The organism is Kitasatospora sp. NPDC056138 (assembly GCF_042264695.1).
In the GTDB taxonomy this organism is placed as follows: domain Bacteria; phylum Actinomycetota; class Actinomycetes; order Streptomycetales; family Streptomycetaceae; genus Kitasatospora.
Map to the genome: position 1 here is coordinate 12,271 of NZ_JBHJVK010000098.1, position 10,631 is coordinate 22,901.

Annotated in this window: 10 protein-coding genes and 1 pseudogene; 4 read left to right on the forward strand and 7 right to left on the reverse strand. The window is 70.4% G+C overall.

The genetic code is table 11. The features are described 5' to 3' along the window. On the forward strand, nt 1-881 hold an 881-nt coding region (locus ACFC1R_RS35685), incomplete at its 5' end, for an FG-GAP-like repeat-containing protein (RefSeq protein ID WP_375945875.1). Nucleotides 882-1,358: 477 nt separating this feature from the next. On the opposite strand, the gene ACFC1R_RS35690 is transcribed toward ACFC1R_RS35685, so the two are convergent. Beyond that, nucleotides 1,359-3,440 carry a PIG-L family deacetylase gene (locus tag ACFC1R_RS35690; protein WP_375945876.1) on the reverse strand — a complete coding sequence of 694 codons (2,082 nt, stop codon included), beginning with the start codon at nt 3,438-3,440 and terminating at the stop codon, nt 1,359-1,361. Nucleotides 3,441-3,819: 379 nt separating this feature from the next. On the opposite strand from ACFC1R_RS35690, the gene ACFC1R_RS35695 reads away from it, so the two are divergent. Then, nucleotides 3,820-3,963 (forward strand): hypothetical protein, encoded by a 144-nt coding sequence (locus ACFC1R_RS35695; protein ID WP_375945877.1) that lies wholly within the window; start codon nt 3,820-3,822, stop codon nt 3,961-3,963. A 57-nt stretch (nt 3,964-4,020) separates the two neighbouring features. Further along, complete coding sequence (locus tag ACFC1R_RS35700; RefSeq protein WP_375945878.1) at nt 4,021-4,350, forward strand: hypothetical protein; 330 nt, start codon at nt 4,021-4,023, stop codon at nt 4,348-4,350. A gap of 55 nt (nt 4,351-4,405) precedes the next feature. On the opposite strand, the gene ACFC1R_RS35705 is transcribed toward ACFC1R_RS35700, so the two are convergent. Further along, the gene (locus ACFC1R_RS35705) at nt 4,406-4,588 is read right to left on the reverse strand and encodes a hypothetical protein (protein ID WP_375945879.1); all 183 of its coding nucleotides are present in this window, start codon (nt 4,586-4,588) and stop codon (nt 4,406-4,408) included. A 252-nt stretch (nt 4,589-4,840) separates the two neighbouring features. Further along, nucleotides 4,841-5,572, reverse strand: coding sequence for an SDR family NAD(P)-dependent oxidoreductase (locus ACFC1R_RS35710; RefSeq protein ID WP_375945880.1), 732 nt, complete (start codon nt 5,570-5,572; stop codon nt 4,841-4,843). Nucleotides 5,573-5,667: 95 nt separating this feature from the next. Between ACFC1R_RS35710 and ACFC1R_RS35715 the strand changes: the two genes are divergently transcribed. After that, nucleotides 5,668-6,519: a LysR family transcriptional regulator gene (locus tag ACFC1R_RS35715; RefSeq protein WP_375945881.1), complete on the forward strand. Its 852-nt coding sequence runs from the start codon at nt 5,668-5,670 to the stop codon at nt 6,517-6,519. Nucleotides 6,520-6,636: 117 nt separating this feature from the next. On the opposite strand, the gene tpg is transcribed toward ACFC1R_RS35715, so the two are convergent. The 4 genes and pseudogenes from tpg to ACFC1R_RS35735 all read right to left on the reverse strand — a co-directional run. Then, nucleotides 6,637-7,221 carry a telomere-protecting terminal protein Tpg gene (gene tpg, locus ACFC1R_RS35720; RefSeq protein ID WP_375945882.1) on the reverse strand — a complete coding sequence of 195 codons (585 nt, stop codon included), beginning with the start codon at nt 7,219-7,221 and terminating at the stop codon, nt 6,637-6,639. 99 nt (nt 7,222-7,320) lie between these two features. Then, nucleotides 7,321-9,717 (reverse strand): telomere-associated protein Tap, encoded by a 2,397-nt coding sequence (gene tap, locus ACFC1R_RS35725; RefSeq protein ID WP_375945883.1) that lies wholly within the window; start codon nt 9,715-9,717, stop codon nt 7,321-7,323. Then, nucleotides 9,714-10,097 (reverse strand): hypothetical protein, encoded by a 384-nt coding sequence (locus ACFC1R_RS35730; protein WP_375945884.1) that lies wholly within the window; start codon nt 10,095-10,097, stop codon nt 9,714-9,716. The genes tap and ACFC1R_RS35730 overlap by 4 nt, the downstream gene beginning before the upstream one ends. A gap of 273 nt (nt 10,098-10,370) precedes the next feature. Beyond that, nucleotides 10,371-10,631 (reverse strand): annotated as a pseudogene (locus ACFC1R_RS35735) (hypothetical protein); the annotation flags it as partial.

The following is a 10,631-nucleotide window of genomic DNA, read 5'->3' on the forward strand; positions in this document are numbered from 1 at the left end:
ACGGCAACGGGGGCTTCAAGGCACCCGTGAAGGCCTGGGACAACGACGACACCGTCAACAGCAGCTGGGACTGGAACCGGATCAAGCCGGTCGCCGGAGACTTCGACGGCGACGGCAAGACCGACATCGCGTTCGTCTACAACAACGGCCAAAACGGCGGCGGCAAGAACATGCTGACGATCTACAGGCTGACCAGCAACGGCACCGCCTTCACCACCCCGGTCAACGCCTGGGACAACAACGACACCGTCAACAGCAGCTGGGACTGGAACCGGATCAAGCCGGTCGCCAGTGACTTCAGCGGGACCGGCAAGGCCGACATCGCCCTCCTGTACAACAACGGCCAGACCGGCACCGGCAAGAACATCACCACCCTCTACAAGTTCGCCAACAACGGCAACGGCGACTTCAAGACGCCCGTGAAGGCCTGGGACAACGACGACAACGTCAACAGCAGCTGGGACTGGAACCGCGCCACCCTCCTGGCAGGCGACTTCAGCGGGACCGGCAAGAACGACGTCGTGGTCGTGTACAACAACGGCCAGACCGGCACCGGCAAGAACATCACCACCCTCTACAAGTTCGCCAACAACGGCTCCGGCGACTTCAAGACGCCGGTGAAGGCCTGGGACAACGACGACACCGTCAACAGCAGCTGGGACTGGAACCGGATCAAGCCGGTCACCGGAGACTTCGACGGCGACGGCAAGACCGACATCGCGTTCGTCTACAACAACGGCCAAAACAGCAGCGGCAAGAACATGCTGACGATCTACAGGCTGACCAGCAACGGCACCGCCTTCACCGCCCCGGTCAACGCCTGGGACAACAACGACACCGTCAACAGCAGCTGGAACTGGAACCAGGCCGTCTTCGGCTGATCCGATCGGAGGATGACGGGGCAGCCCCTGAACCGCACGCCCAAGGGCTGCCCCGAACCCGCCCCGGCCGGCGGAGCCGACCTGGTGCTCCACAGGTCACCGCTGTCCGGGTCCACCTGCCACCACACCCCGAATCCTCGGGCTGGGGCCGGGTACCGGCAAGCCACGGGGCCCATGCGCAGAGTCCCGGCCCCGGGCCCCAGCACTCCTCGGCCTCGTCGGCCTGCTCGGCCTGCTCGGCCTGCTCGGCACTGATCCCAGAACCTCAGCCGATGCATTCCCAACTGCTTCCTCGCGGCCGCCCGGCGAGCATCGCCTCCACGCGACCTTGGTGCCGGCTGTCTCGACCGTGCACGACACCCGGCCGGGACGGTCCCCGGCGACAGCCGGGTCCTCGCCGGACATCAGCGCCATCTCCCCGAGAGCGAGAAGACCGAGGCGCCCGTGATGCCGGGCGAGGCCGCTCGCCGCATCGTGTCAGGAACCCACCGTCTGCCAGCCGCCGAACGGGCTGTCCGTCCCGGCCGTGAGCTGGCGCCGCGCGTGCAGCCGGGCATCGGCCCCGAGTGCCAGCACGACCAGCCGCCCGGTTGCATCGGCGCTCAACGAGGGAGCACCGATGACCGCCGAGCCGAGATCCTGCCAGGTGGTGGCGAAGCCCGTGTTCTTCGCCGTCTGCGAGGTGACGCTGAGCCCGCCGCCACCGTTGCGGGTGGCGAGGGTGATCCGGCCGTCCTGTCCGGTCAGCACACTGGGCCCCTCCACACTGACCGGACCGCTCATGGCCGCCGATGTGGTGGTCCAGGTGCCGTCGCTCTGCACGTACTGGGTGACGGTCTGCCCGGTGCCGGCCTGGGAGTAGAAGATCTCCTCCCGCCCGTCGTCGTTCTTCGCGACACTGAGCGGGCCGGCCGCATCCGGAGCGCTGAACGCGGTGTCCCGGACGAACGCACCGTTCGGCGCGCTCTGCCGCCAGTGCAGGATGCCGCCCTTGCCCGTCACCGTAGGAGCGAAGAGGTCGATCCGACCGTCGCTTCCCGCGGTCGCCGCCAGCCCGTCCTGCACCCAACCGCCGCCCAGGTCGCTCCAACTGCTCGGCCAACCTCCGCCGGGCAACTGGGTGATGGCGCAGACACCCCCGTAGTAGTTGCGGACGAAGACCGTCAGAGCCCCGCTCTGATTCGCCGTGACCACCGGGGAGCCGACCATTTCGCCAACGGCGTCGGAGTTGGGGTTGCCGATCGACGTCCAGTCGCCCCAACCGCCGCCGACCGAGGTCTGCGCGAGCGTGACGATCTCGTCGTGATGGCTCTTCTGATCGTCCGACAGGCGGATGCCGAACAGATGGAGCAGCCCGGCGGAGTCCTTGACCACCGTCAGGTAGGGCGCGAGTGAGCCACTGCCGGTGCCCGGGCTCAGCGGTCCGGTCCAGGCGGCGCCGGAAGAGGTCTCCCGCCAGAGCGAGGCCTGGCCGTTGACCACCGCGAAGGCGTTGATCAGTCCGTTGCCGTCCGGCGCGGACCAGGCCGTGCCGTTGAACCAGCGCGGGTACTCACGGGCCGGGTACATTCCGTAGTGGTTCAGCCAGCTGGTCCGGGTGCTCGGCGTGAGCTGCGAGTCGTGGGGGACATACGCGTCGAAAGCCTTCTGCTTGGCTCGAGCCTGTCCCGGGTCCACGTTCTCCGGGCGGAGCCGGACGTTGTAGTCCCGGTAGTAGCGCAACAGGACGTGCCCGTTCCCGCTCGGGCCGTGGTAGCCGGTCGCGGCCTCACCGGCGATGCGGGCGGCGCCGCGGTGGTCGGAGTTGTCGCCGAAGTTGAGCGGATCGGTCCGGTAGTCGTAGGTCGGGTCGCTGCCGTGCCCCACGCCCAGCGAGTAGACCTTCGGGTCCTGGGTGAGGATCACGTTCGGGCTGTAGCGGTTCATCAGCTCGGTGAGGCTGGCCACCAGGTCGGCATGCGTGTACGCCTGCCCGCCGTAACCACCGTTGGCGACGGAGCCGCACTGGGACCCGTCGCCCGGCAGCCGACTGCCCAGGGTCTGCTTGAAGCGGGGACTGTCCGGGCCGGGTCCGCTGTAGAGGTCGTCCAGCGACGTCTCGCCCGGAACTCCCGGGTCGCCGCTCTGGTAGAGCTGGAAGAAGACCAGACGGACCGGCTCCGGCACGCCGCGGAGGGTGTCCTCCTCCACGTACCCGCCGGTGCCGAGCGGAAGCCGCTGAACGTCCCAGCTGTCCGGTACTCCCGCCAGCACGGCGTGCGCGGCCCGCGCACCGTCCTCACGGTGCTGCGCGTAGAGACACGCGCTCTCGACCGACCCGTCCGGCAGCGTGTTGGACCGCTCCCCCGCCGTCAGGTAGACCGTCGTGGACGGGCCGCTGTACTCCCGTGTGAGGTCGGGATTCATGAAGAGGATGTCGTCGTCCTCGTGGGCGACGATCTGCAGGTAACCGCCCTCTGATGGGATGTCCGCGGCCACCGCCCCGGTCACCGGGCCGACCACCGCGGCGACCAGCACCGCAACCGCAGAAGCTGCGGCCGACCTGAATCCGAAACGCATGTGTTGAGAACCCTCCCCCGTAACGGCGGGCCGCACTGAAAGAGATCACCCACCGCCGGGCACTGTTCAGCAGTGTACGAAGGTCTGTCAAACCACCGTCAGATCACCGCCTCGACAGCAGGGCTCCTATCACTCCCGTTCCAGGGTCATTACATGATCATGATCTGTCCGGGATCATCGGTGAAACCGTCAACCCAGGCCGCAGCGGCGCGGCCGACGGCATCCTCGTCCCCGGCGTCGGCATGCCGGTCAGCGGTGCACTCGTCGTCCCGAGCAGCGGCACGGGACCGGTCGATGGCGTCGAGGGTTATCCCGGCAGCCCGCCAGCGGACCGCGCGGTGAACGTCAGCGGCAACGTCTCGTCCTTTGCGCGGTCGCGGTGGCGTACGGAGACGTCAGCCGGATCAGGCTCACCGGCCCGGCGAGGGCCCCCGAGGTGTGGACGCTGGCCCACCAGGGCAAGACCGGCGGGGACCGCCTGAGGGCCTGGGCCCACCCGACGAAGCGGGCCGCCTTCGCCTGATGTCTCAGACGACCTGGCTCGGGGCGGCCGCTGGTCCGGGCCGTGAAAGGGTGCAGCATGTCCAACCACCTGCGGTTCTTCTTCGAATACGGCGTCGACACCCCGTTGTGGCCAGGCGCTCCCGGCGATCCCGGCCTCGACAGCCCATACGGATACCCCTGTGACCTGGGAAGGCTGCCGATCTCCCCGGCTACCCGGGCTGAACTGGCGCGACTCGCCCATTGGTACCAGTCGTCGCTCAACGAGGCATACCCACCGGACCCGTCTCCGTGGCCCAAACAACAACAGGAGCTGTTCCAGCAGCAGGCAGCCGCTGCGCTGGAGGCTCTGCGCTGCGAGCTGGGCAGCGACTGGACGGTCGAGGACCGGTCCCACCCGGTGTTCTGACCATGGCCCTCGCAGCGAACCAGATCGTTCGAGGCGGTCACGCCACCGGCAAAGATCAAATGACAGGACACAGGCACTGCAGCAGCTGTTCGGTGCTGCGCAGATGGATCCTCACGGTGGCGGGGTTGAGGCCCACCAGCCGGGCGGTGCCCTCGATGCGGGCTTTGGCCCTGAAGGCCGTCAGGGTCTCGCGCGGCCGGCAGTCGGTGTCCAGGCGGCCGAGGACGGGCCGGCCCACCGTGTCACTTCGGCGGTGTCCAGGTTGTCGGTGACCACGGGGGCATCCAGGTCCTCCTGAAGGTGTGCAGTCCCGGCCCACACCTCCAGGGCCGAGCATGTCCGAAAGATCGTGTAAGTCCGTGATGTGGCAGGCTGGCCGAGGCCTGGTCTCGGGTCTCGGCCGGCCGGGGCGGCGGCCGCTGTCGATGAAGCTGTTCGAGACGCGCGAGCGAAGCGGCCTCACCTCGGCGGGTGATGACCGCCGTGCACTTCACCAGGGCACTACGCCGGCGTCCTCGAAGAACTGGCCGGTCGGGCCGTCGTCGGGCAGGGTCGCGAGTTTGATGGCGATGGCCGCGCCCTGTTCGGGGGTGCGCACGCCCCGGAAGCCGTTGAGGTCGGTCGCGACGTAGCCGGGGCAGCCGGCGTTGATCAGGATGTTCGTGCCGCTCAGCTCCCGGGCGTACTGGAGGGTGACGGCATTCAGGAACGTCTTCGACGGCGAGTACGCCACGGCCACTGGACCCGTGGTCAGCTCACCAGCGGTCCCTGACTGCCGGGTGAGGGAGCCGACACTGCTGGACATGTTCACGATCCGCGGTGAGGCGGAGCGGCGCAGCAACGGCATCATCGCGTTGGTGACGCGGATGACGCCGATGACGTTGGTCTCCACGACCGTGCGGATGGTGGCGGGGTCGACGCGGGTGGGCTCCTGGGGCGTGCCGCCGGTGATGGCGGCGTTGTTGACGAGCACGTCGAGGTGCCCGGCCTGTTCCTCGATCAGCCGTGCGGCGGCGGTCGCGCTCGCGTCGTCGGTCACGTCCAGCGGTACGCCGAACGCGTCGACGCCGGCCGCGCGCAGTCTCTCCACGGCGGCCTTGCGGCGCTGATCGTCGCGGGCGCCGACGCCGACGCTCCAGCCGAGGGCGCCCAGACCCGCGGCGATCTCGTAGCCGATTCCCTTGTTCGCGCCGGTGACCAGCGCAATCGTTCGTTCGCTCATGGGGACCATGCTGCTCTTGGACCCCGGCGGGGGTCCAAGACCGATTGGGTGGGCAACGATACCTTCCAGGTATTGATCCGGAGTACCGTGGCCGGATGGAGACCAGGGAACTGCGCTATTTCGTCGCTGTCGCCGAAGAGTTGCACTTCGGGCGCGCCGCGCAGCGGCTCGGGATCGCACAGCCGCCTCTGTCACGGGCGATCCAGCAGCTCGAACGCCGACTCGGGGCAGCGCTGCTGGATCGGACCAGCCGCACCGTCACGCTGACCGAGGCCGGTTCGGTGCTGCTGGCCGAGGGTCGGGCGGCCCTCGACGCGGTCGACGCTGCTGAGCGCCGGACCCGCCGCGCCGCTCTTCCCTCGACCGGCCGTCCCGGCCTGGTCCTGGTCACGAAGGCCAGCGCGTCCCGCGAACTGCTGGCGAAACTGCTGGACGCGTACGCCGCCGAACCCGGCGCGGTCCCCGTCGACGTCATCCTGTGCGGCCCGGCCGAGCAGGCACGACTTCTGCGCGAGGGCCGGGCCGACGTGGCGCTGCTGCACCGGCCGTTCGACTCGACGGCCGGGTTCCACACCGAAGAACTCAGCACGGAGAGCCAGGTGGTGGTCCTGCCGACCGGGCATCCGCTCACCGCCCGACCCCATGTGCACATGGCCGACATCACCGGGCTGCCGGGCCTGCCCCTGCCACGCTGGCCCGACCCCGACGGCACCTACCCGCCCGGCCCCGGCCCGCAGGTTCGCGACCACGCGCAGTTGTTGCAGCTCGTCGCGCTCGGGCGTGCTTGCGCGGTCTCACCGGAGTCGTGCCGAGCCCAACTACACGGTGACCTCGCCGCCGTGCCCGTGCTGGACGCGCCGACAGTCACCACCGTGATCGCCTGGCCACCGCACAGCCGTTCCAGAGCCGTCGCCGACCTTGTCCGGACCGCGACACGTTTCCAGTAGTTCCACCATGCCTGGCCAGGTTCCACCTATCGTGTCCCGGCTCAGGGACTGACAACGAGCCGAACGCTCAGCTGGCCAAATCAACCGCTCACTGGCCAACTGAACTGCCGGAGGGATCTACAGGCCTTCCAGGTCCATCCAGGAGATGTCGTTCAGCTCGACGTCGAGGCCGGCGGCGCGGCGGCCGCCGTCCTTGAAGTAGTGCTCCCGCAGCGCTTCGGCGAGCAGTGCTTCCTGCTGAGCCTGGCTGGCTCCGGCGTCGCGGGCCGCGTAGAGGCGGCGGGCGACGTCGCCGGGCATCTTCTGGGTGATCACGCGGGGGCGAGGGTCGTCGGTGGAGCCGCTGGCGGCGCTGAACCCGAACGTCGCCGAGATGTGGAGCATGAAGCCGCGCTGCTCGGCGTCGCGGCGTACCCGTCGGCGTACCCCGGGCTGCCAGGTGGCGCGGACCGCCTGCTCGACTTTCCGGGCGTTGGTCTTGGTCATGGGGATGTCGCCCTTCATCCGGCCTTCGGCCAGGGCCTTGAGGGCGTGGGTCCAGCGCTGGGCGGTGCGCTGCGAGACGCCGGCGGCCTGGGCGAGCTTGGCGGTGTCCTCCTTGGCGACCTTCTCCCACAGGAACTTGACCCGGGTGTTGAGGTGCACCGGGATCGGGCGGGTGCGCTCGGCACGTTCCAGGCCTTCGTCGATCTCCCGGCTCATGGTGTGGGTGTTCCTTCCCGGCCGCCGAGGCGGCGGCCGCTGCTGGCCGTGATGGGGGGTCGGCCGGGCCCTGGTTGGCGCGGGCCCGGCCGGGATGGGCTACTCGTCGGCGGAGACCTGGCCGCCGGTCTTGATGTGGCGGGCCGGGTTCGCCTGGTCGGCGAGCAGCTCCAGGACCTCGGCCATCGGGCGGGAGCCCTCGAACTTCACGTGCCCCGGCGACACGCCGAGGCGCAGCGAGGTGGTGAGGGTGCCGTCGGGGCGGGTGAGGATGTCCAGGGCGCCGGGGCCGGGGGCGGCGAACACGGCGCAGTCGGACAGGACTGCGAAGCAGTGCAGGCCGGTGTCGTCGGCCATGCGGCGGAGTTTGCGGTGGAGGTTGACGGTGGCGGTGTCGATGACCAGGGCGCGCATCAGTGGGTCCCAGGTCAGCCGGTCCAGGGCCGGCCAGCGCTGGCCGGGCTTGTAGCCGTGGCCGCGCGGGCGCTCGCGGAACTTGCCGATGGTGCCCTTGGCGGTCTGCTTGATCGCACTCAGCACGGCGAGCTCCGCCGGGTCGCCGGTTGCCTTGACTGCGGCCATGGCGTCCAGGAACGCCACCGGGTCGGTGTCGGCGAGGGTGAGCGGGACGCCGAGGGCGGTCATCGTGTCGACGTACGCCTGGCGCAGGTGCTTGTGCCACGGGTCCAGGTAGGGACCGGACTCGTGCCGCAGCCAGCCCTCGGTGGGCTGGACCTGGGCTGCGAGCTCGATCGCGTAGGCGACCTTGGCGGTGGTGTACCAGCCGGGGCCGATCGGCGGGGTGCCGTCCGCGGTGAACGGCGACGGCAGGCGGGGGTCGGTGGCGACGCCGGACAGGTCGACGAGCCACGAGCCCGGGATCCGCTTGTCGAAGACCGGGTTGAGCTCGTGGACGGGTTCGGACAGCGGCAGCACCAGGCGGCCGGCCGCGGCGAGGAACGCCATGTTGATGTCCAGGCCCACCGCGAACGGCGCGGCCTTCTCGGCGTCGGTCAGCTCGCGGTGCCAGTCCCACGCCTCCGTGACCAGCTCGCCGCCCACCTCGCGGTCCTGGGCGAGCGGGTGTACGTCCGGGACCTCCGGCGGCGCCGGATCGAACGCCCTCGTGCGGGAGCCCTCCACCGGCCCCGAGGTCCAGCCGGACTCGGTGCGCACCGCCCGGGTGGGCGGGCGCAGTGCGGTGACCAGTTCCAGGCCGGAGACGGCGGTGGAGCCGCGCGGGGTGAGAACGCGGTTCGCGTAGGTGCCGAGCAGGCGGGCTAGGTCCGGGGCGCCGAGGCCGTCCGGGATCTGCCAGCCGCCGGAGGCGAGCGCGCCCCAGGCGGGGATGCACAGCTGCACGCACTGGCGCTTGCCGTCCTCGGGGGTGCGGTAGATCCGCGCCCACGGGCCAAGTCCCCGCTGGGTCAGCAGCCAGCCGGCCTTCTCGACCTGCTTGACGGCCTTGTGGGTCTTCGGCAGCTGGCCGAGACGGGGCACGAACTCCTTCTTCTCGTCCCGGCCCATCGGCGGCAGGCCGAGCTCGGCCAGGACGGTGTCGGTGAGGACGACCAGGGCGTCGCCGTCCTTACCGTGCCGGTGCAGCCGCGGCGAGCCCAGCTTCACCTCAAGCACCCACTCGACCACGTCGGCGAGCGTGCGCCCCACCGGAGCGGTGGCGGCCTGCGTGCCATCGGCGAGGTAGGCCACCAGCGCCCGGCCGTCCCGGGCGACGTCCACCACCGCCAGCGGACCGGCCGGGAACCGCGCGGCGGCAGCCTGCTCCCAGTCCGCCGGGCCCGACTCAGCGGCTGGCTTCTTCGCCGCCGTCTTCCGCGCCCGCGAGGACGCGGCGGCGACCGGACGGGACGACGACGCACGGCGCGGCGCCGCCGGCCCGGCAACGGCGGCCTGGTGGGGCGCAGCGGCCGGAGTCGCGGGGGCGGGCTGCTGGATGGCCGGGACGGCGGTCACGGGCCCTGCCTCTGCTGCGGCGTCGGCGGCAGCTGCGGTGGGCGCGATGGCTGCGCCGGGGCGGCAGAATCCGCCCAGGTGCATGGGCTGGCCCTGTGCCCGGTACGGGGTCGGGCGTCCGCAGCGCACGCACGGCGCCGGTGTCTCGGCCATCAGCTCACCCGCCGGGGTCCGGTCCAGCTCCACCACCGGGTCGCCGCTGAACGCCAGTGGTCCGGCCGGGGAATCGGACGCGGCGGGCGGGGTGGCCGGCTTCGGCGCGGGCGCGGCCGGGGCGAGTTGGGCGGTGATGCCTTCGAGCAGCTTCGCGTAGGCGGCGCGGGCCTCGCCCTGCGGGTCGCGCTGGCCGCCCTCCCACGCGGTGACCGTGCTGGCGCTGACGCCGAGGGCCTTCGCGGTCTCGGCCTTCGTCAGGCCGTACTCGGTGCGCAGCCGCACCCGTTCCGCCGGGTCGGGCAGCGGCACCTGGCGACGCGGGCCGGCGCCGAGCAGCGCGTCGATCGCGTCCGGGATGCCGGTCATCGCTCCCCCTCAGGGACCTGCACCGGAGCGGGGGTGCGGTGGGGGGCGGCATCCAGGAACTCGCGCAGCGCGGCGCCGGTCATGATCCGGGCAGGGTTGCGGCCAGGAGGCAACGGCAGCCGCTGGCCCAGTGCCCACTGGAACCGATCAGCGGGAGCCAGGTCGAAGACGTACTTCCCGCCGGCCTCCGGGTCGGTGACAGCGCTTCGGATCTCGAACGCACCCACACACACCCCGCCGTCAACGAACGCCAGCAGGAAATCGCCGTGGTCGGCGATCGTCTGCTCACCGAACCGCCACCAGCGAGCAGCCGCCTCCCGGACCGTCTCACCACCCCGCAACGACTGCCGGACATCCACCGCGAGCATGAACCCTCCCATCCCAGCTTCCACCACCAACAACCAAACCATAGAAGACTTCGACATGCTTTATCAACCGATAAAGCTGCACAAACTAGCGATAAGAACGTACGCGGTGGCTGCATCAGCCGAACCACATGACGAGGAGCAGTGCGAGACAGAGGCGCGCAAGGTCCGGCGCGGGCCTGCCCGGCCCGCGGATGAACGGGCATGACGAGCTCTCCCCCGCGTGACTGCACCGGCACGACGATCACCCCGCCCGACACGCGAGGACGTCCGAGGCCACCTCTCCGCCTACGTGCTGCTCGGCCCTACGCCGCTGACCGTGTTGGAGACGATGCAGCTGTCGATCAGGGCGATCCAGGTGCCCCAGGCCACGTCGTACTCCTCGATCAAGGCCCACCCCCGGCTGGAGGCGTAGGCGAGGAACACGCCGACCTGGCTGTTCTCGATCCGCCCGGGGGCTTGTATTTCAATTACTGCTTGCTCTGGTGGAGTTGGTGAGACGGTGGACCATGCCTGCGCGTCCGCCCGCCACCGCCTTACGGGCCAAGT

Excerpts from the sequence above, each read along its gene's own strand:
- ACFC1R_RS35700 (WP_375945878.1), top strand. The coding sequence starts at position 4,021 with ATGTCCAACCACCTGCGGTTCTTCTTCGAATACGGCGTCGACACCCCG.
- tpg (WP_375945882.1), bottom strand. The coding sequence starts at position 7,221 with ATGAGCCGGGAGATCGACGAAGGCCTGGAACGTGCCGAGCGCACCCGC.
- ACFC1R_RS35715 (WP_375945881.1), top strand. The coding sequence starts at position 5,668 with ATGGAGACCAGGGAACTGCGCTATTTCGTCGCTGTCGCCGAAGAGTTG.
- ACFC1R_RS35710 (WP_375945880.1), bottom strand. The coding sequence starts at position 5,572 with ATGAGCGAACGAACGATTGCGCTGGTCACCGGCGCGAACAAGGGAATC.
- ACFC1R_RS35690 (WP_375945876.1), bottom strand. The coding sequence starts at position 3,440 with ATGCGTTTCGGATTCAGGTCGGCCGCAGCTTCTGCGGTTGCGGTGCTG.
- tap (WP_375945883.1), bottom strand. The coding sequence starts at position 9,717 with ATGACCGGCATCCCGGACGCGATCGACGCGCTGCTCGGCGCCGGCCCG.
- ACFC1R_RS35730 (WP_375945884.1), bottom strand. The coding sequence starts at position 10,097 with ATGGGAGGGTTCATGCTCGCGGTGGATGTCCGGCAGTCGTTGCGGGGT.